This is a genomic window from Cloacibacillus sp. (assembly GCF_020860125.1).
Lineage (GTDB): Bacteria > Synergistota > Synergistia > Synergistales > Synergistaceae > Cloacibacillus.
Map to the genome: position 1 here is coordinate 1 of NZ_JAJBUX010000040.1, position 19,640 is coordinate 19,640.

The window sequence follows — 19,640 nt, forward strand, 5'->3', positions numbered from 1 at the left end:
CCCAGCATCACAATCACCTCACTTTATGGCTATAAAACAAACCAGTTCAAAGTCATCCAGCCCCTCAATCGTGTTCGCGGCAAGGGATATCTGCTTGCCGGAAATGAAGCTATCGATGGCGTCGCCCTCGTTCAGGTCTACAATCGATTCCACCGCAAAGCACAAAAGGTCGGAGTACCGGCGCATATTCCTGCCGTCCTTGGTTTCGGCGTTAAACGCGCGGCAGAGTTCGTCTTCTGGCTTGTCCTTTCCCTTGCAAATCTGGCGGAGCGAGTCGAGCAGCTTTTTGGGGCGCAGGTGGTCGATGAACACAACAGGTTCGCCGTTGTCGTCCGCCTCGTCGCTCATATAGACCATATAAAACGGGTGTAGTTGGTTCTGGTTGTGAACATCTATGTTCGCGTTGCGGTTTTTCAGGATGAAAATCGTGCCTTTGGGCGCGTCAGCGTTTCCGCGCACCACGGCGTGGAGCCCAAAGGGAGTGCCGTCCAGTTCGCCGTGCCGCTCGACATATTCAAGAAGGTCGAGCCGGAACTCATTCAGCCCCAAGTCCATAATGGACACGCCGGACTGCATTTCCTCTATATCGACGACCTCGTTTTGCAGCTTTTCAAGCTGCGCCTTGCGGTATTCGAGGTCGCCTTGCTCTTCGGGGTCTATCGGGTTGTCGTCGCCCGTGGCGGTCATGACGGAAACCTTTATGCGGGTCTCGACGCGGCCTTTGAGTTCAAGGTACTTGTCGAGGTCGATGTTCGGCCAGAAATTCACAAGCTGAATCCGGGCGTTTTGGCTGCCGATACGGTCAATGCGCCCGAAGCGTTGGATAATACGGACCGGGTTCCAATGGATGTCGTAGTTGACGCAGTAGTCGCAGTCCTGCAGGTTCTGCCCCTCTGAGATGCAGTCCGTAGCAATCAGAATGTCTATCTCTGCGTCGGCGTCCGGCATAAGCAGTTCTTTGTCCTTAGAATGCGGGGAGAACAGCGTCAGTATGGTGTTCATATCCGTGCGCTTTAGTTTGACGGTCGTCCTGCCGTCCGTCGTGCCGGTTATCATTGCCGTGTCCAGTCCAAACCGCTCTTTGACGAATGGCGCGACCTCTCTGTATAGGTAGTCGACCGTGTCTGAGAACGCGGAAAAGAGCAACACCTTTTTGTTGCCCGGATTGAACGTGTGTTGAATCTTATCGGCGATGAGCCCAAGCAGCGTTTGCAGTTTGGTGTCGTGTTCGGGCGTAACGTCCTCTATCAGCATGGAGAGAAGCTGGAGGATTTCGGCATCGTCGGCAAGGTTCTCCCGCCAAGATATGTAGTCCATATCGGCGAGTTCAATGTCAAGTTTCTTTCTCTCCGTATCAAAGAAATCCGTATTCACGTCGTCGCCGTCAAACTCGGATTCGGAGATTTCATGCGTGTTGATGATTCGCTGCGTTCCGCTGACATAAGCGTCGATATCGGCAATTGTGCCGTCAATCAAAGCCCGCACACGGTCTAAGGTGATGCGGAACGAGTAAACGGAACTCTCCAGCCGCTTCAAGAGATTGATGCACATCAGGCGGCGGATGCCGCTTTCACGCCCGGCGCGGTCAATATTCTTGCTTGGGTCTACATATTTCGCCCTGCGGCTCTCAAGCAGGAAGTCGGTCGGAGTGTAGATGGTGAGGTTCAGCTTCATCAACTGCTCGTAAATATCGTCGTAGTCAATCGCAGACTCAAGGTCGGTCATCCTCGGACGGAGTGTTATGGGCTTCATCCGTTCGGGAAACTTCCCGATTGCGGTGGTATCGTAGTATTTTTCAATATGCTTGCGGGAGCGGGCAATCGTCACGCTGTCAAGCATCGTAAAGAAGTCAAAGTCAAGAGAGCGCAGCAGGTTTTCGGTTGTGCGCTCTTCGGGTTCGAGTTTGCTCCACCGATTGAAAGCAGTCTGGGCATTGCGGAAGATAACGTCAATCGGCTTCGTGGTATCGAGTTTGTCGTTTATCAGCGTCGGGTTGCCCTCGTAGGCGAGTTCAAGCTGATGGCGGAGGTCGGAAAAACCGTTGTTTACGGGCGTCGCCGAAAGCATCAGGACTTTTGTCTTCACGCCTTTGCGGATGACCCGATTCAGCAATTGCAGATAGCGGTTCTCACGCTTGTCGTCCCCGCGCCCGGAATAATCGCCGCCGTTGCGGAAATTATGGCTCTCGTCGATAACCACAAGGTCGTAGTTGCCCCAGTTCAGCTTGGCGAGGTCGATGCTTCCCGACAAGCCGTGTTCTCTCGAAAGGTCAGTGTGGTAAAGAACGTCATAGCGCAAACGGTCTGCCGCAATGGGGTTGTTCAGATAGTTCTCTTTGAATGTGTGCCAGTTGTCGCCCAGTTTCTTCGGGCAAAGCACCAGCACCATGCGGTTGCGGAGTTCGTAATACTTTATCACCGACAATGCCGTGAACGTTTTTCCAAGCCCCACGCTGTCGGCGAGGATGCAGCCGTTGTATTTTTCGAGTTTGTTGATGATGGCAAGGGTGGCGTCCCTTTGGAAGTCATACAGCTTGTTCCAAATCTTTGATTCTTTGAATCCTGTTGCTTCATTCGGAAGCACGTCTTCGGAGATGTCCTCCAGAAACTCATTGAAAATATTGTAGAGCGCGACGAAGTAAATAAACTCCGGCGAGTTCTCATTGTAGGCGGCGGTGATGCTGTCAATGACTTGGTCGGTCACGTCTTGCAGCAGTTTTTTGTCGTTCCACACCTGCTCGAACAAAGCGACATACTGCTCTGCCGTAGGCGAGAAAGTCTTCATGACGGGGTTCAGGATATTGTTGCCACGCTGAACGCCAAGGTCGGAGGTGGTGAAATTGTTCAGCGGAGCGTAGGTGACCGCCTCGCCTGCGGCTTGTACGCACATAAAGTTTGCAATACCGCCGCCTGTCAGGTTCGAGCGGAACTGCACACGTTTGCGAATCCATTTGGCGCATTCGCGGGCGATGGCTTTCTGCGTCAGTTCATTGCGAAGTTTGACCTCAAACTCCGTGCCGTAAAGGGAGCGCTCTCGGTCGAGGCGGGGAATATAAAATTCGCGCTTTGCTTTCGGCGCTTTCTCTTGAAGGAAGGTCGGTGAAGTAAATATAAAGCTCAACTCGGCGATGCCGTCAAGCTGCTTCTTGAGGGCTTGGTATGCGTATATGGAGAAACACGCCGCCGCCACTGACAGCTTGTCGCCCTTCTTTATTGTGACCGTCAAATCGTCTTTGACGGTTTTGCTCACGTTATCGAGCATCTCCGGCATCTGCATAATAGTTGGCTCCTTAGGTTTTCAATAATTAAGACTCCTTAATCTTGCCTGTGCGTATCCAGTCATCCACTTCGGAAATCTTGAACTTGTATCGTTTGCCTACACGATAGAACGGCAATTTGCCTTCCTTAACCCACGTTCGCACGGTGTCCTCGCTCATACTGAGGTGTATGGCGATATCTTCAAGGTTGACCCATTTCTCTGGCATGACGTTTTCCGGCTCGTTACTCATTTTGGAATCCTCCGTTTCAATTATACATCTACTATTTTAACACATTTTGCTCAGAAATACAAGAGTTAATTCTGGTTTGTTATGGATTATGTTGGAGCGAGGACGCTGATACCCGCCGCCTTCAGTTCTTCAATTAGGTTAAGCCTTTTGATTGCCCAATGTGTGCGGTTCAGTTCGTTGAAAGAGGATGCGCCTTGGATTGCCAACTGACTGGCTATCTCGTTAATTCGCTGCTGGGGTATCGGCCATAGCGGTTGGAAATGTATCTTGATGCCATTGTCTTGAATCCTAACCTCGGAAACAAGCCCTAAGATGGCGTTGTGGTCATCGTCGGTTTTTCCACAGTGGTGATTCTCGCTTGCAAACAGGGATGGGAATGTTTTTATTAGGCTAATTGCCTCATCGCTCAAAGCAGAGAACTGTTCTTTGTTTTCAGGGGTAATGCTTTCGGTTAACGCACGGTCTTTTGGGACAATGAAATGTCCGTCAGAAAAAGACTCGTCTCCAATCACAAAAAGATTGTAGTAATTGGTGTTCAAAGTAAAACTCGTTGCTACAACACCTCCCTTTATGGAAGCCTGTGAAGGCATAACAAAATAAGGGCTGCCTATGTTGCCTGACATACTCTGGATGTTAATTATTGTTTGATTGGCAACGTTAGCGTGGTTCTCAATATTCCCTATAGTATTATCTCTTACAGATTGATATCCCCATTCATCGTTTCAATAGAGATGAATTTTTGATTTTGAACGGTGCCGTAATTGTTGACGGTTATTCGTTTCGGGTCGGCGTCAAATGGCGGAGTCGCTGTATTTTCCTTTAGCTGAGATTCAACTGTTGCTGCGGCTTCGTCATTCGCTGCCGCCTCACCGGTCGGAGTGGGCAGCACGTCAACCCTGATTTTCCGTTTAATCCCTTCTCCTATGTTGCCTTCATATTTTCGCTCCGCACGGTCTCTTGATGGACAACATGCATCAAATGTGTCTTTACCCGATTTGTTATCAGTCCGAGTAGTGATGACGAAGTGCCATAAACCTAAAAGCAGCGTCTGCAATGCGAATTCGCTCTCCTGTCGCATTGCGGATTTCGGTATCGCTTGCCCGTCGCTACGAACAAAAAATAATTGGTCTTCAGGAATACTTGCATCGCCCTCAATCAGTTCTAACAGGGCTTTAACAAGCCATTCCTCTTTTTTTATGCTTATGCTGACTTCAAGGAACTGGTCTACGAATTCGCACATTGCCCGCAAAGCCTCTTGATAATCATTTTTCACTCGGTTGTCAAACGCGGACTTTTTATCAGGAAATAGGAACGATAAGTTGCTCCCGTCATCAGCACAGGATTTATATGCATTTGCGTTAGTCCTGAAGGTTTGCTCGTTACGGGGTGGGTTGTACTCGGGATACACTACCTTCCCAAGCCCTTCAAGCGTCTTCGTTTGAGACAAACCATCCTTCTCGCCCTCATACCGGCTGCGTTGGCTCGTCCGCTGCTTCCTTGCTTCGAGAACCAGCGTGAAATATGTACCGCCACACAGGACGGGATAAGCGATATCTGCCACGTTTTTTGCCTCCATTGAAACTCATTTACTCTATTGATCCTATTTACAATTGCTCCCGACCCAATGGACTTCAAGTTAGTCCCTGTGAGAAATCGCAGGGGCTTTTTTTATTGCTCGGCGAGGGACAACCCGGTACTTGGTCGTCGCCACAATCCCAAATAAATCACATTAAAACATTATATACCCATTTATCCCCAAAGTTAAGTGCCTAACTGTAAATCAACGGAGGTAACCAGATGAAAAACGCGCAGCCGTGTGCCCGACCGCCGCCTGCGGCGGTGGTGACGCAGACAACTGAACCCGGCTCGGACAAGCCATCAATTTCAAATCACAAGGAGGAAAATCCCCATGCGGAATTACCAGAAGCTGTTTTATCAGCACTATTACACAATGACTCCCGACGGAGTCGAGACCGAAACAACCCGGCGCGAGTGCTTCGCACCGCCGGAAGACCCGACGCCCGGCTGCCCATTCGTCCAGCGGTGGTGGTACGACGTTGAAGCCAACTATGCCGTCAGGCTGCCGCGCAGCCCTTTGGGCGAAACGCTCGGAAAGCGCAACGCCGCAGACCGCAAAAAGGCTGAGCGGACTGCCATAAGCGACGCGGAGCATACCGCCATTGAGTTGGACAAGCCCGTCGGCTACGGGGACGACGGCTCCGAGGTTTACACGGAATTAGCGGACGAAACCGCCAACATTTACGCCATCTACGAGGACAAGGCACAGCTTGAAGCCCTTATGGATGTACTGAACACGCTATCAGACGACGACCGCGAGTTGTGGGAACTGATGAAAGTCAAGGCGAAGAAACAGGACATCGCAGACCGCTTCCACATCACTCTTGACGGTGTGCGCTACAGAGAGAAACGGCTCAAAGGCATCATCGGCTCCGACCCCGTCCTGAAGAGCTTCTACACAAACAACTGATTTTCAACTACGGATTTTCGCCCCTCGCTGTCCAGTAGGAAGTGAGTGGCGATTTGCTCCCACATCACAGAAACGGAGGTAAAGCAGATGAAAACAAGAGAATGCATCCGGTTCGTGGATTACCGCGACCGCGAACGGAGCGAAGAACTTGTCGGTGTCCTGACGGCCATCAGCGTAGTGAGCAAAAGGCTCGCGGGCAGGATAGCCGCTCTGGAGCAGCGACGCGCGGAAAAATCGAGAGGAGGAAAAGTCAATGACGCCAGACAGAACTATTTCGCTCGCCAATGACATCGCTTGCGCGATTGCGACGCTGCAAGCCGTAGCGGATGAACTGTTGACGGCGTATCCCGACAGCGATTACGACCGTGAAGACGATGCGGCAATCGTTGGCCAAATAAGTCAACAGCCGATGCCAAGCAAGAAGGCGACTACGCTGGAAGAGGTGCGCGGCATCTTGGCTGACAAGGCTTCAAGCGGCCACAGGGAATCCGTGCAAGCGTTGATTCAAAAGCACGGCGCGAAACGCCTGTCCGAAGTCGACCCGTCGGAGTTTGACGCCCTCATTGAGGAAGCGAGGGCAATCAAATGAGCGACGATGCAAAGCACTCCCTTCTGTCGCCCTCTTCAAGCCACCGCTGGATTGAGTGCCCTCCAAGCGCCCGCCTGACAGAGAATTATCAGGACACGAGTTCGGGCTATGCGCAGGAGGGAACGCTTGCCACCAGACGGCGGAGAAAAAACTTCTTCACAGGCTTGGGAGAATAAAAGCCCCAAAAAAGTGCGGCGACATCGAGATGGATGAACACACTGATGATTATATCTCATTCGTGGGCGAGCAGCTTGCGCGTCTGACCGACCCCAAGGTCTATGTGGAACAGAAAGTGGACTGCTCCAAGTGGGTACCCGAATGCTCCGGCACCTGCGACGCGCTCATCATCTCTGATGGTGTGCTTCATATAGTTGACCTGAAGTACGGCAGGGGCGTGAAGGTCGGTGCGGAGGGCAACGACCAACTTCGGTTGTACGCGCTCGGCGCATTGGAGATGTTCGGAAGCTTGTATGACATCAGCACCGTGCGGATGAGCGTTTTCCAACCGAGGCTTTCAAACTGCTCCACTTGGGAGGTGTCCCGGGACGGACACCGCCGTAGTAGGCGCAATCAAGGATAAAGGCACATATACCATCGTCGGCGAGTCGCCCGGCAAAGGCGCGACGCTCTGGGGCAAGCTGAAATCCGGCGCGGGCTGGATTAGCCTCGACTATGTGAAGAAGGTATAGGGCAACACACACTTAACCCCGCAGGGCGGCTTCGGCTGTTCTGCGGGGCTTTTTTCATTTTTACTACGGATTTCCATCGCTTGCTGTCCAGTAGGAAGTGAGGGGTTTTCTATGCCGCTCGGACTGGAGGACTTGTTGTATGGAAAAGAAAACTGTCACGGAAATTCAAATCGATGACACCCTGTATGTCGTAACCTCGGCGTGTTCCGAAACAGCTACAGAGCCGATTAAGAAAAAGTTGGAGCGCCTGATTTTACAACACGTTTCAGACACACAAAGTTACCAGAATAGCAGCGATAATAGACTTGCTATGTGCTTAAAACAGAGCGAATATAGTACGTACCAATAAATAGGAGGTATCTGCTCTATGCACATTACGCAAGCCGAACAAGGCAAAATCACAGCCTTGTACTGCCGATGGAGTCGGGAGGATTTCGAGTTAGGCGAATCGAACTCAATCGTACACCAAAAGGAAATCCTCACCAAGTACGCGAGGGAACGAGGCTTCGGCAATACCCGCTTCTTCGTGGACGATGGAATCTCAGGGGCTACATTTGACCAACCTGGATTTCAGTCCATGCTCGCGGAAGTCGAGAACGACAACGTAAGCACAGTCATCGTAAAGGACATGAGCCGCTTCGGGAGGAATTACCTCGAAGTCGGTATGTACACCGAGATTACATTCCCACGGCATGATGTTCGCTTCATCGCTATCAACGACAATGTCGATAGCGACAGGGAGAGCGGCGACAATGATTTGCCCCCCTTCAAAAATCTTTTCAATGAATGGTTTTCTCGAGACACGTCTAAAAAAATACGTGCCGTCATGAAGCCCAAAGGCGCGAGCGGCAAGCCGCTGGCTACGCACCCGCCTTACGGCTACATGAAAGACCCAGACAACAAGAACAGATGGGTTGTCGACGAAGAAGCGGCGGAGATAGTAAGGTTTATCTTCGCCGAAGTTATGAACGGCAAAGGCGTTTCTCAAATCGCCCGAAGCCTTCGAGAGCGGAGGGTGAAGACCCCTGCGTTTTACGCCATCGAGCATGAACACGTCGCTTATACAAACGTTTCCGACGCCCCTTGCTTCTGGACGGACACAACCGTAGCCAAGATTCTTTCTCGGCAAGAATATGTAGGAGACATCGTTAATTTCAAGACCTACCGAAAATCCTACAAGCAAAAGAAGCAATTGAAAAACGATCCTGAGAACTACGTTATCTTCAGCGATGTTCACGAGCCGATTATTGACAGGGAGGTCTTCGAAACCGTTCAACGGATAAGGGATTGCAAACGCCGACCCACTAAAATGGCCGAACCGTATATGTTTTCGGGACTTGTGTTTTGCGGAACGTGCAGAGCAAAGATGTACCAATACAGGACTACATCGATTCCCGAAGAAAAATGGTACTTCAACTGCTCAACCTACCGAAAGAAACGGGGTGGTTGCTCTGCTCACCAAATAATGAACGTTCGCCTTGAGAGCCTCGTCTTGACCGACCTCCGCAGGGTGCTTGCACTTGTCCAGAGCGACGAGGGCGAGTTTGTGCGTCAGATAAAGCGGGTAAGCGACGCCGAGGATGAAAAGGCACTACGGCAAAGCAGACGGGACTATGAGCAAAAGAAAAGCCGCCATAGCGCGATTGATAAAATCATCAGGCGGCTCTACGAGGATAATGTCGCAGGCAAAGTAAGCGATGAGCGGTTTGCCAAAATGTCCGCAGAGTATGAAACTGAACAATCCGCACTTGCCAAGGAGTTAGCAGACCTTGAGGCGTTTCTCCAAGAGCAACGCGAGCTGGCAGTCAGCACCGAGAGTTTTCTGAAACTCGTAAGGAAATACACCGAAATTGAAAAACTCGACGCAGAAATCCTGCGGACGTTCATCGAGAAAGTGATAATCCACCACAGGACAAAGGGCGAAGACGGAAAGCGAATCCAGCAGGTTGACATCTACTACAACTTCATCGGAAAGATATAATCGGCACAGTTCAGAGCGAACCGTGCCGATTATTTTTTCGGGATTAAAAATCCCTATCGCACCCCGCCGAAGAGCGGAGGTGTTTGCTGTTTGAAAATGTGGTCGCTTACTTCGCGGCTTTCTTTTCGGTGATGTATTTGTCGATCGCCACGGCGGCGTCTTTGCCGGCGCCCATCGCGAGGATGACGGTGGCCGCGCCGGTGACGATGTCACCGCCCGCGAATACGCCGGGGACGGAGGTCGCACCGGTCTTTTCGTCGGCTTCGATGTAGCCCCACTTGTTGAGCTTCATCTCGGGGAAGGTCGAGAGCAGGACTTTGTTGGAGCCCTGTCCGATCGCCTCGATGGCGCAGTCGGCCTCGATGAAGAACTCGCTGCCCTCGATGGGAACGGGGCGGCGTCTGCCGGAGGCGTCTGGCTCGCCGAGCTCCATTTTGATGCATTTGACGCCCTTGAGCTGTCCGTTGCCGTCGTCGACATATTCGGTCGGGTTTGTGAGCCAGTTGAAGACGATTCCCTCCTCAACGGCGTGGTGATACTCTTCGATACGCGCGGGGAGTTCGGCGAGCGAACGGCGGTAGGCCACCGTCACCTCTTCGGCGCCGAGGCGCTTCGCGGAGCGTGCGGCGTCCATCGCGACGTTGCCGCCGCCGATGACGACGACCTTCTTCGCCTTTTTGGCGGGGGTGTCGAATTTCGGGAACTCATAGCCGTGCATGAGGTTGATTCTTGTGAGGTACTCGGAGGCGGAGTATACGCCGTTGAGCGTAGTGCCGGGGACGCCCTGGAAGTGCGGCGCGCCCGCGCCGACCGCGATGTAGCAGGCGTCATACTCATCCATGATCTCCTGCATGGTGATCGTCTTGCCGACAACGACGTTGCATTCGATGTCTACGCCGAGCTTCTGCATGGCATCGATCTCCATCTTGACGATCTTCTTGGGGAGACGGAATTCGGGGATGCCGTAGATTAGCACGCCGCCGGCCGCGTGAAGGGCTTCAAAGATCTTTACTTCGTAGCCCATCTTCGCGAGGTCACCCGCGACGGTGAGGCTTGAGGGGCCGGAGCCGACTACCGCGACTTTGCCCTTCTTTTCTCCCTCGTAGGCCTTGGGAGCCATATTTTCCTGCGCGTATTTCCAGTCGGCGACAAGGCGCTCGAGCTTGCCGATAGCGACAGGCTCAAAGTCCTTCATCTTGCCGACGGTGCAGAGGCCTTCGCACTGTGATTCCTGCGGGCAGACGCGTCCGCAGACGGCGGGAAGGTTCGTGTATTTATCCATCACTTCGGCGGCGCCGGCCATATCGCCCTCTTTAACGCACTTGATGAAGGCGGGGATGTCTATCTTGACGGGGCAGCCCGCGATGCAGGGCTTCGTTTTGCACTGGAGGCAGCGTCCGGCCTCCAGCTGTCCCTCTTCGAGGCTATAGCCGAGGCAAACTTCACCGAAATTGCCTTTACGTACTTCAGGATCCTGTTCTTTGATGGGGGTCTTCCACTTTGAGAATGTTACAGCCATGTCGGTTCACCTACTTCTGCTTCATATTTTTCCATGGAGATTTTTTCTTCGTCTTTATACTGGCGGAGGCGGCTCATGAACTCGTCCCAGTTGACCTTGTGCCCGTCGAACTCGGGGCCGTCGACGCAGGCAAAGAATATCTTGCCATCGACCGTCACGCGGCAGCAGCCGCACATGCCGGTCCCGTCGACCATCAGCGGGTTGAGCGAAACCCAGATGGGAAGGCCGAGTTCCTTAGCGGCCTTGGTGCCGAACTTCATCATGATGGAGGGGCCGATGCACCAGCTGCGGTCGATCTTCTCTCCGCGCTCGACTACCATCTTCATCGCCTCGGTGACGACGCCCTTCATGCCCTCGGAGCCGTCGTCGGTGGTGATGATCAGTTCGTCGGAGTATTTGCGGCACTCGTCCTTCATGATCACGAGGTCCGAGGTGCGTCCGCCGAGGATGGTGATGACCTTGTTGCCTGCGAGTTTCAGGGATTTGATGATGGGAAAGAGGGCAGCTATGCCGATGCCGCCGCCGACCATGAGCACCGTGCCGTAGTTCTCGATCTCGCTGGGAGTGCCGAGAGGGCCGGAGATGTCCTGGATGCAGTCCCCGACGCCGAGTCCGGACATGAGAGCCGTCGTCTTGCCTACAACCTGGAAGATGAGGCGGATAAGCCCCTTCTCGCTGTCGTAATCGGCGATTGTGAGGGGGATTCTCTCTCCCGAGTCGTCGACGCGAAGAACGACGAACTGGCCCGCCTTCGCGTGATTCGCGATGCGCGGAGCTTCGACCCAGATGTCGAATTCTTTCGGCGCAAGCTTTTGCTTTGATACGATTTTGAACATGATGTACCTCCTCTAAGAATGTAAGAGCAATTTATGCCTCGTTTCCCAATTTACGCAAACTGGCTATAAATTTAACGCAATTTCGTAAATAATGCAATGTGCCTAAGCATAAAAGGGCAAACCAACCGTAAAAGAATTTTTGGAGGAATGGTACGGACGCTAAAAGGAAGGTTTTTCGCGAAAAAACATCTGTCTTTTATGCGGGGGACTATTTAGAGTTTATGGGGTATAATATAATAAGTGAAACGATTTTAAAATAACTTTAAGGAGCGGTGATATAGATATGGAAGTAAAGGTATACACGTCACAGACCTGACCGTGGTGCACTAAGGTCAAGGAGTTCCTTGACAATCTTAAGGTGGCATATACGACCGTGGACGTCTCTGCAGACCGGGCGGCGGCGATGGAGCTTGTAAAAAAGACGAAACAGATGGGCGTGCCGGTCACCCTCATCAGTGATAGGTTCGTTGTCGGCTATAACCCCGGAGAGCTGGAGGCGGCCCTCAAGGAAAATAACCTGATTTCCTGAAAACCTGACGCCGTTTACACTCTTTAGAGGCGGACGGAGAGTGAAAAAAAGAGAGATTGGGTATATTATAGTGACGGCGGGCCTGGAGCCAGCCGTCGCTATTTTTTTGTTGTTCACATTCATGCAGAAGGCCGGTGTTTTCGATGAAGAAAATTTCATTTTCATTTGGCGCATCATTGGGCGGGAGCACAACGACATTTACTGAACTGAAAGAGAGTTTTGGCGCGGCGGCGTTGGCCGCGCAGCGATGGCTCGCGGAGACGCCCTCCTGTACCGAGGGACACGGCTGGCTGGCGCTGCCGGATTCCCCGGTCGAAGAGATAGAGGAGACGGCGGCATGGCTTGCGGGCTACGACAGCGTGATACAGGTAGGCATCGGCGGCTCCGCTCTGGGAAACCTGATGCTGAATCAGGCGCTTTTGGACGGTTTTTACAATGAGAGCACGCCGGGGCCGAAGTTTTATCTCGCGGATAATCCTGATCCTGATAAGACGCTCTCAATATGGGAGCGCGTAAAGGAGGGGCGCGTCGCGCTCGTCGGCGTCAGTAAATCGGGCGCCACCGCAGAGACGATGACGCAGTTCCTCTGGTACCGCAGCGAGCTGCTTAAAAAGGGGCAGAGCGACGCCGACATCCTCGTGATCACAGACCCTGAAAAGGGGATATTCCGCGCCTTCGCGAACGGCTCCAACTGCCGCGTGATGGAGCTGCCCGCCTCCGTCGGCGGACGTTACTCCGTGCTTTGTCCCGCGGGGCTTGTCACCGCCGCCGCGCTCGGCATCGATGCTCCCGCGCTGCTAAGGGGAGCCGCCGCGATGAGGGATTTTCTCACCGCGGAGAAAGATTTTGATAAAAACCCCGCGCTGAAGCTTGCCGCGATCCATCTGCTGCACGAGAGGGAGGGACGCCCGATGTCCGTCCTTATGCCCTATTCAAGCAAGATGGCCTACTTCGCTGAGTGGTACGCTCAGCTCTGGGCCGAGAGCCTCGGCAAGAAAGGACTTGGGACGACGCCGGTGCGCGCTCTCGGCGCGATAGACCAGCATTCGCAGGTGCAGCTCTACACCGAGGGCCCCGACGATAAGTTTTTCACTTTGATATGCGCAGAGGGTCACGGAGTGGAACTTTCCGTGCCGGCTATAGAGCACGAGGCCCTCTCGCCGCTCAAGTATCTCGACGGGCAGGGAATCGGCGCGATGCTGAACCTCGAGGCGAAGAGCACCGCGGCGGCGATCGTGAAGTCCGGCCATCCGCTCGTCTGGCTGGAGCTTGAAAAGCTCGACGCGGAGACCGTCGGGGCGCTGGTCTTTTTCTACGAATATCTGACGGCGCTCACGGGACGCATGATGGGCATCAATCCCTTCGACCAGCCCGGTGTCGAGCAGGGTAAGAAATATACTTACGGCCTTATGGGCCGCGCGGGCTATGAAAAGGACGCCGAAGAGGTAGGCGAGTGGTTCCGAAAGATCGCCGCTGAGAGGATCGAGGCGCTTTAATTCCAGACTTGACTGATAGAAAACAGGCGGGCCGCTTCCTTATTGATTGAGGAAGCGGGCCTTTTTATGAAAGTAACTCCTACTCCGATATCCTCAGTTTGATGAAGTCTCCCGTGAGGTTCCAGCTCTTTTCGATGATGTTGTCGGTCTCTCCCGGCTGCATCCAGGGGAGCATATTTGCCATGCCAAAGGCGTCTATTACCGCGATGAACCGTTCGCCGCTGTCATTTATGTAGAGATATACGCCCTCGGGCTGTTGTTTTGCCATGTTGAGAAGCCTCCAAATTTCCACAAGAGATATTATAATAATTATATTACTACATACCGAAAGCAACGGCTAGTTTGCGAACGGCTTAATTTATGTCCTGCGGGAGGAATGACGGATGAGGCTCAGCACCTTTATATGGCTGGTATTTATTTTACTGACGGTGGCCCCAGGCGTCATCATCCATTTTCTCCGGCGCGGCTCACGCTGATGTCGCCGCTTATCTATTATCTCGCGGCCTTCGGGGCCTATACGGTATTTATCATCCTGCTGACGGGACAGTCCTTCGCCTGGAAGGAGACGAAAAAATCCTTCTATCTGGGCGACATGAAGGTGGCGCTGTTTCCGACGCTGGCCACCTTCTGCGCGACGTGGATGAGTCCGCTCTCGCTCGTAGGCTTCGGCATTTGGTTTTATCGTTCGGGCTATGTTGCCTTCTGGGCTTCGGTCAACGGCTGGATGATCGGCCTGCTGTTTTTCCCCTTTGTAGTAAAACGTCTGCGGGCGGCGCGCGTCACCTCTCTGCCCGAGTGGCTTGAAAAGCGCTACGGAGACGTGCGCGTGCGCAGGCTCGTTGCGCTGACGATGATTTTTCTCTATGTCGTCTATCTGGTCATTCAGTTCCGCGCCTTCGGCGTCGTCGTTTCGTATATGCTTGAGATACCGCAGGGGTTCGCGGCGACCTCGCTGATCTACCTCTTTGTGCTGTACACGACCTTTGGCGGCTATCTCTCCGTCGTGCGCAGCGATATGCTCAACCTGCTGCTGATCATCCTCGGCGTGACCGTAGCCGCCTGGTTCTGCCTGCCGGAGGGCTTTAGCTTTACCGCCGCCCGCGAGGTATTCCGCGCCGAAAGCGCGGAGCTTTCCCTGAATAGTTTTTCCCTCTCGGAGGTATTTTCCGCCTTCGCGATGATGCTTGTCTGGGGGCTTGGCGTCGCCACCAACCCGCAGTATATGATCAGGATAATCGCCTGCCGCAGCAGGCGCGAGGCTTACGGAATGCTGACGCTCTCTCCCTATGTGGTTGGCTGGATATATCTCTGCCTGACGTTTTTCATCATGGTCTGCCGCCTGAAATATCCGCTTATCGGCGGCCTTGAGGAGACGCTGGCCTTTGCCAAACTTGGGCAGTTTCTTCCGCCTTTTGCCGGAATGCTGCTGCTTGTATGTGTCATCGCGGCGGCGGTGAGCACGGCCAACTCGCAGCTGCTGCTCGCCGCCTGTTCCCTCTGTTATGACCTGCTGCCGCTGAAAAAGGACGAAAGCGAGCTGCGCCCCTTCCAGGAGGAGCGTTTTCTCTTTATCAACCGCATTGCGATAACGGTGATAGCCTCCGTCGCCCTGATGCTGAGCCACGCGGGGCTGCCAGGCTATATAAAGCTGGGGACGATAAGCTGGACGCTCGTCGCGATCGCCTATTTTTATCCGCTCTTCACTCCCGGGCTCATCGTTAAGGAGATACTTTTCGCCGTCCTCAGCCTCGCGATAATGCTCCAGTTCCTCCTTATATTTGGTTTCCATATCGAACCGGAGTATGCGATGCTCATCGTGCTTGTTGGGGAATGGCTGGTCTTTATGGCTGCTAAGTTTGTGAGGTCTAAGAAATGTTTCGCAGGGTAAGTCTTGAAGCCCTGATGAAATGGATATTCCTCCTGCTCGCGCTCTCTATGGTGGTGCTGATGCTTGGAGCGCGCCTGCACCAGAGTTACAGCGACAAGCTTGTCTCTGCCGGCAGGTCGGCGGAGAGGCTGAAACGCCTAATGAAAGATTATGATCTCAGCTACAGTCCGGAGGTCATGGCGCAGGAGCTAGGTCCCTACTGGCGCGGTACCTCCGCCGGTGAGGTCCCGTCGCTCACCATAGACAGCGGCGGCAAAGAGTATGGCTTTGTCTCCAACACGCAGAGGATCTATGTCGATATGGTGGAGGAGGAGCGTTACCTGATACTGGTCGGGATGCTCGGGCTCATCATCGCAGTAGAACTTGCCGTATTCCTCTCGTATATGCTTACAAGGCCGCTGCGCCGCCTTACATGGATGTGCCGGGAGGTCGCGGGTGGCGTATCGGTAAGGATACCGCAGACGCTCTTTTCTCCCTATGAATTTCATGAGCTTGTCGAGAGCTTCAACAATATGTCCTCTCAGCTTGAACGGTGGCGCGAGGTCCAGCGGCAGGTGAGCCGGATGGACCGGCTGGCGGCGCTTGGCAAGATGATATCCGGGCTTTCCCACGAGATACGCAACCCGCTCGCGAGTATGCGGATACAAACGGATCTGCTGCGCGACGAGATAGACAGGCTGGCCGCCGGTGGAGAGGGGCAGCAGGACGCGGAGGAGGCACGGGAGCAGATCGCTGTTCTCGGCAACGAGATGGACCGGCTCAACAATATAGTTATGCAGCTTCTTTCATTCGTGAGGCCGCGTCCTACCGTCATTACGCCGGTGAAGCTGGACGACCTTCTGCCGTGGAGCGGGGCGATGCTCGGCTCGCAGGCACAGAAATATAATGTGCGGCTGGTATTGCAGAGCGCAGCGCAGGATGTCGCCGTCATGGCGGACAGCGAGCTGCTGCGCCAGCTGGTGATGAACCTCACTCTCAACGCGATGCAGTCGATGTCGCCGCTGAATGAGGAGCGGGAGATGGTGCTGACCGTCGCCATCGGCTACGCCCCGGCGCCGCGCGGCGGGGAGAAGATGGGGATGATAATGGTCTCCGACACGGGACCAGGGATATCCCCCGATATCGAACACAGGATTTTCGACCCCTTTTTTACCACGAAAAAGGAGGGTACGGGGCTTGGCCTCAGTATCGTACAGCGAATAGTGGAGGGGCTCGGCGGCGAGCTTTCGCTTGAGAGCTCGCCGAACGGAACTACATTTAAGATCTATCTGAAATTACAGCACGGAGGAAGAGACGATGAGCATCTGGATAGTTGACGACGAGACCAATCTTGCGGGGGGGCTGAAAAAGGCCTTTGAGAAAAAGGGCTACAGCGTTAAATGTATCCCCACGATACATGAATTACAGGAGGCGCTCAACACCGAGATACCGTCGCTGGTGTTCCTCGACCAGTGCCTCCCCGACGGGAACGGCCTCGACATGCTGCCGATAATCCTCAAGATCGCGCCTCGCTGCCGTGTGGTGATGATGACGGCCTTCGGCGATTCCAGCCTCGTCATCAGGGCGATACGCCAGGGAGCCTATAATTATCTTGACAAGCCCTTCCCCCTCGACGCGGCGATGAATATGGTGACGCGTGCCTTTGAATCGATACGGCTGCAGAATCAGGCCGAGGTGATGATGGCCGACGAATCGAATCTGCTGCTCGGCTCCTCTCCCGCGATGGAAAAGGTCAGCGAGACGCTGTCAAAGCTCGCTCCCTACCAGGATGTGACGGTGCTTTTGACGGGAGAGAGCGGTACTGGGAAGGAGGTGGCGGCAAGGATGATCCACCGCGCCTCAAACTGCCAGGGGGAGTTTGTCGCCGTCAACTGCTCGGCGATACCGGAGGCGCTGCTGGAGGCGGAGCTCTTTGGCTACGCCAAGGGGGCCTATACCGGAGCCGACTCAAATAAGCCGGGACTGATCGAGGTCGCCGACAAGGGTACGCTCTTTCTCGACGAGATCGGCGATCTGCCGCTCTCTCTGCAGACGAAGCTGTTCCGCTTTATCGACCAGCGTACGATAAGGCCGCTGGGGAGCACGAAGGAGAAGAAGATAAGCCTGAAGCTCATCTGCGCCACCTGCCTTGACCTTGAAAAGAAGGTGCGGGAGGAGAGCTTCCGCAAGGACCTCTATTTCCGGATATCGGTGATACCGATAAAACTGCCGCCGCTGCGTGAACGGGGGAAGGATATCCTCGAGCTGGCCTCATATTTCCTCGGCGACTGCTCTAAGAGGATGAACAGGCCTCTGCCCGAGCTTACGGAGGAGGTGCAGGAGGTCTTTCTGAGTTACCCCTGGCCAGGAAATGTGCGCGAGCTGCGGAACATGATCGAGAGGATCATGATTCTGCGCAGCCAGGCGGATTCACTTGTGCGCCTCGCCGACCTGCCGATGGAGATGCTTGACGCCCACCCGGTCGGCCTGGTCCCCGAAAGCCGCGCCGTCGCCCCCGGCGCGTCGCTCAACGATACGATTGACCGCGTTGAGCGGGAACTCATCACCGCCGCGCTTGCCAAATGCGGCGGTAACCGCACGCAGGCCGCCGCCGAGCTTGGCATCTCGCGCTTTTCCCTGATACGGAGGATGCAGAGGCACGGGCTTGAATGAACTGAAGCTGCTGCCCGGCCTCCGGGGTAAACCCCGGCTTTCGCCAAAGGCCTTTTTGGGCGCTAACCTTCTGCTCGCGCCGGCCGCGGAGCTCACCGATATCTGCCGCGCGCTGGCGGGGGATAACGCGCTGGTGCGGTTTTCGCCGCCCCGTGGTTTTTCCGTAAGAATAGAGGACGCGGAGGATTTCTACGAAAATATCGCCGAAAGGCCGTCGCTGGACGCCGCCCTCTATCCACAGATATGCGGCTGTCCGGGTTTTGCCTTCCTTGAGGGGACAGCGGCTGATCCGGCCTTTTGGAGCTCGCTGCTTGACGAGCGGGGATACCTGAACACCACGCCCGAGGAGGCCGCCTCCATCGCGGGTATCGACGCCGCGGCGGCGGAACGGTTTATAAAGAATTTACAGGATTATGTCGAGCCCGCCGGCCTTTTTGCCGCTGATCTTAAAGAGTCGCTGCTGATACAGCTGCGGCGCGGCAGGTTAGAGGGAGGTGCCGCCTGGCGGCTGCTTACGGAGGGGGAGGCGGCTCTGCTTTCCGGCCGCGCCGCAGAGTGGGGCGGTTCACAGGGTTTTGAGGCCGGTGAAATCGAGGCGGAGCTGGCGCTGCTTCGCAGCCTAGATCCGGCTCCCGGCAGAAACTTCGCGCCGGCGGCCTTTAGCCTTCCGGACATTGAGTTTGTCATTGAGGGAGAAAGGATAACGCCACGCCTTATCGTTGAAAATATGCCGCGGGTGGAGAACGGTTTTGCGGAGTTTGAGGCCTTTTCGGATGCTTTGCTGCGTGAAAAATGGCTGTGCGGCGAATGGCGGGCGGCAAAAGATACGCTTAAAAAGCTGGGCATGCGCTACCGCACCCTGCTGCGTACCGCGTTTCACATCGCCTCCGTCCAGCGTGAAAAGGTCATGGCCCCTTCGCGCCCGCCGGAGCCGCTCACATACAAAGAGGCCGCCGCGGCGCTCTCTCTGCACACTTCGACGCTCTACCGCGCGATGCAGAATACCTCCTGCCTGATAAGGGGCAGGAGCTACCCGATGAGGATATTTTTCTCCCGGGCCGCGGCGGCGGAAAAAACGGTCAGCATCGCCGCGCTGCGGGCACAGATCTCAGTTATGCGCGCTCAGGGACAGACTAACCGCGAGATAGGCGAACGGCTCGGACTGCCGACGCGGACGGTAGCCTGGCACAGTGCAAAGATAGGGGCCGCGCGCGGAAGATGAAAACGGCGGCGCTTCTCTTATTGCCCGGTGTATAAGCGCCAAACTATCGTACTGCGGAATATGCGGCAGAACTCTATTTTTCAAAGGCGGTTTTGGTGCGGGATATTCTAGCAGACGTAAAATTTGGTCAAGGCCGTTTACTGGATGATGTCTGACCGCCAGCGCTTACCGGCGCTTGTTTTATAGCCGCCTCTGCCGGTGAGCCGTATACTTTTCTCTGCGGCCAGTATTTTCTCATACGGT

General features: G+C 54.5%; 17 protein-coding genes and 2 pseudogenes. 12 read left to right on the top strand and 7 right to left on the bottom strand.

Annotation, left to right across the window (positions count from 1 at the left end; translation table 11 throughout):
• Positions 1-18: 18 nt before the first annotated feature.
• The 4 genes from LIO98_RS05040 to LIO98_RS05055 all read right to left on the bottom strand — a co-directional run bounded on the left by LIO98_RS05040 (position 19) and on the right by LIO98_RS05055 (position 5,069).
• Entirely contained in the window at positions 19-3,276 is a 3,258-nt protein-coding gene (locus LIO98_RS05040; protein ID WP_291953745.1) for a helicase-related protein, read from the bottom strand.
• 28 nt (positions 3,277-3,304) lie between these two features.
• The gene (locus tag LIO98_RS05045; protein ID WP_291953746.1) at positions 3,305-3,508 is read right to left on the bottom strand and encodes a helix-turn-helix domain-containing protein; all 204 of its coding nucleotides are present in this window, start codon (positions 3,506-3,508) and stop codon (positions 3,305-3,307) included.
• A gap of 86 nt (positions 3,509-3,594) precedes the next feature.
• Positions 3,595-4,131: a hypothetical protein gene (locus tag LIO98_RS05050; RefSeq protein WP_291953747.1), complete on the bottom strand. Its 537-nt coding sequence runs from the start codon at positions 4,129-4,131 to the stop codon at positions 3,595-3,597.
• Between the two features lie 71 nt (positions 4,132-4,202).
• A complete protein-coding gene (locus tag LIO98_RS05055; protein WP_291953748.1) occupies positions 4,203-5,069 on the bottom strand; it encodes a hypothetical protein in 867 nt (288 codons plus the stop codon).
• A 348-nt stretch (positions 5,070-5,417) separates the two neighbouring features.
• Here LIO98_RS05055 and LIO98_RS05060 point away from each other — a divergent pair, with 348 nt between their 5' ends.
• The 6 genes and pseudogenes from LIO98_RS05060 (at position 5,418) to LIO98_RS05085 (ending at position 9,255) form a co-directional block, all read left to right on the top strand.
• On the top strand, positions 5,418-5,996 hold the full coding sequence (locus tag LIO98_RS05060) for a hypothetical protein (protein ID WP_291953750.1): 579 nt from the start codon (positions 5,418-5,420) through the stop codon (positions 5,994-5,996).
• Between the two features lie 87 nt (positions 5,997-6,083).
• Entirely contained in the window at positions 6,084-6,284 is a 201-nt protein-coding gene (locus tag LIO98_RS05065; RefSeq protein ID WP_291953752.1) for a hypothetical protein, read from the top strand.
• The gene (locus LIO98_RS05070; RefSeq protein ID WP_291953754.1) at positions 6,250-6,585 is read left to right on the top strand and encodes a hypothetical protein; all 336 of its coding nucleotides are present in this window, start codon (positions 6,250-6,252) and stop codon (positions 6,583-6,585) included. The genes LIO98_RS05065 and LIO98_RS05070 overlap by 35 nt, the downstream gene beginning before the upstream one ends.
• Positions 6,582-7,165: pseudogene (locus LIO98_RS05075) on the top strand (DUF2800 domain-containing protein). The gene LIO98_RS05070 and the pseudogene LIO98_RS05075 overlap by 4 nt, the downstream one beginning before the upstream one ends.
• Positions 7,166-7,413: 248 nt before the next feature.
• Positions 7,414-7,623 carry a hypothetical protein gene (locus tag LIO98_RS05080; RefSeq protein WP_291953755.1) on the top strand — a complete coding sequence of 70 codons (210 nt, stop codon included), beginning with the start codon at positions 7,414-7,416 and terminating at the stop codon, positions 7,621-7,623.
• A gap of 18 nt (positions 7,624-7,641) precedes the next feature.
• Entirely contained in the window at positions 7,642-9,255 is a 1,614-nt protein-coding gene (locus LIO98_RS05085; RefSeq protein ID WP_291953757.1) for a recombinase family protein, read from the top strand.
• 106 nt (positions 9,256-9,361) lie between these two features.
• Here the strand turns inward: LIO98_RS05085 and gltA are convergent, their stop codons facing one another.
• Together gltA and LIO98_RS05095 are read right to left on the bottom strand one after the other, a co-directional pair.
• Positions 9,362-10,774, bottom strand: a complete 1,413-nt coding sequence (gene gltA, locus LIO98_RS05090; RefSeq protein WP_291953759.1) for an NADPH-dependent glutamate synthase — start codon at positions 10,772-10,774, stop codon at positions 9,362-9,364.
• Positions 10,765-11,610 (bottom strand): sulfide/dihydroorotate dehydrogenase-like FAD/NAD-binding protein, encoded by an 846-nt coding sequence (locus LIO98_RS05095; protein ID WP_291953761.1) that lies wholly within the window; start codon positions 11,608-11,610, stop codon positions 10,765-10,767. Before LIO98_RS05095 ends, gltA begins: the two co-directional genes overlap by 10 nt.
• Positions 11,611-11,938: 328 nt before the next feature.
• Here LIO98_RS05095 and LIO98_RS05100 point away from each other — a divergent pair.
• Positions 11,939-12,139 (top strand): annotated as a pseudogene (locus LIO98_RS05100) (glutaredoxin family protein); the annotation flags it as partial.
• Between the two features lie 176 nt (positions 12,140-12,315).
• Complete coding sequence (locus tag LIO98_RS05105) at positions 12,316-13,635, top strand: glucose-6-phosphate isomerase (protein ID WP_291953765.1); 1,320 nt, start codon at positions 12,316-12,318, stop codon at positions 13,633-13,635.
• Between the two features lie 79 nt (positions 13,636-13,714).
• Here the strand turns inward: LIO98_RS05105 and LIO98_RS05110 are convergent, their stop codons facing one another.
• Complete coding sequence (locus LIO98_RS05110) at positions 13,715-13,903, bottom strand: hypothetical protein (RefSeq protein WP_066744959.1); 189 nt, start codon at positions 13,901-13,903, stop codon at positions 13,715-13,717.
• 108 nt (positions 13,904-14,011) lie between these two features.
• On the opposite strand from LIO98_RS05110, the gene LIO98_RS05115 reads away from it, so the two are divergent.
• Genes LIO98_RS05115 through LIO98_RS05130 form a run of 4 tightly spaced genes read left to right on the top strand, consistent with a single transcriptional unit; the run spans position 14,012 to position 19,397 of the window.
• Complete coding sequence (locus LIO98_RS05115) at positions 14,012-15,523, top strand: sodium:solute symporter family protein (RefSeq protein WP_084002365.1); 1,512 nt, start codon at positions 14,012-14,014, stop codon at positions 15,521-15,523.
• Positions 15,508-16,839 carry an ATP-binding protein gene (locus LIO98_RS05120; RefSeq protein ID WP_291953769.1) on the top strand — a complete coding sequence of 444 codons (1,332 nt, stop codon included), beginning with the start codon at positions 15,508-15,510 and terminating at the stop codon, positions 16,837-16,839. Before LIO98_RS05115 ends, LIO98_RS05120 begins: the two co-directional genes overlap by 16 nt.
• Positions 16,820-18,175: a sigma-54 dependent transcriptional regulator gene (locus LIO98_RS05125; RefSeq protein WP_291953771.1), complete on the top strand. Its 1,356-nt coding sequence runs from the start codon at positions 16,820-16,822 to the stop codon at positions 18,173-18,175. Before LIO98_RS05120 ends, LIO98_RS05125 begins: the two co-directional genes overlap by 20 nt.
• The gene (locus tag LIO98_RS05130; RefSeq protein WP_291953772.1) at positions 18,168-19,397 is read left to right on the top strand and encodes a hypothetical protein; all 1,230 of its coding nucleotides are present in this window, start codon (positions 18,168-18,170) and stop codon (positions 19,395-19,397) included. The genes LIO98_RS05125 and LIO98_RS05130 overlap by 8 nt, the downstream gene beginning before the upstream one ends.
• Positions 19,398-19,640: the final 243 nt, after the last annotated feature.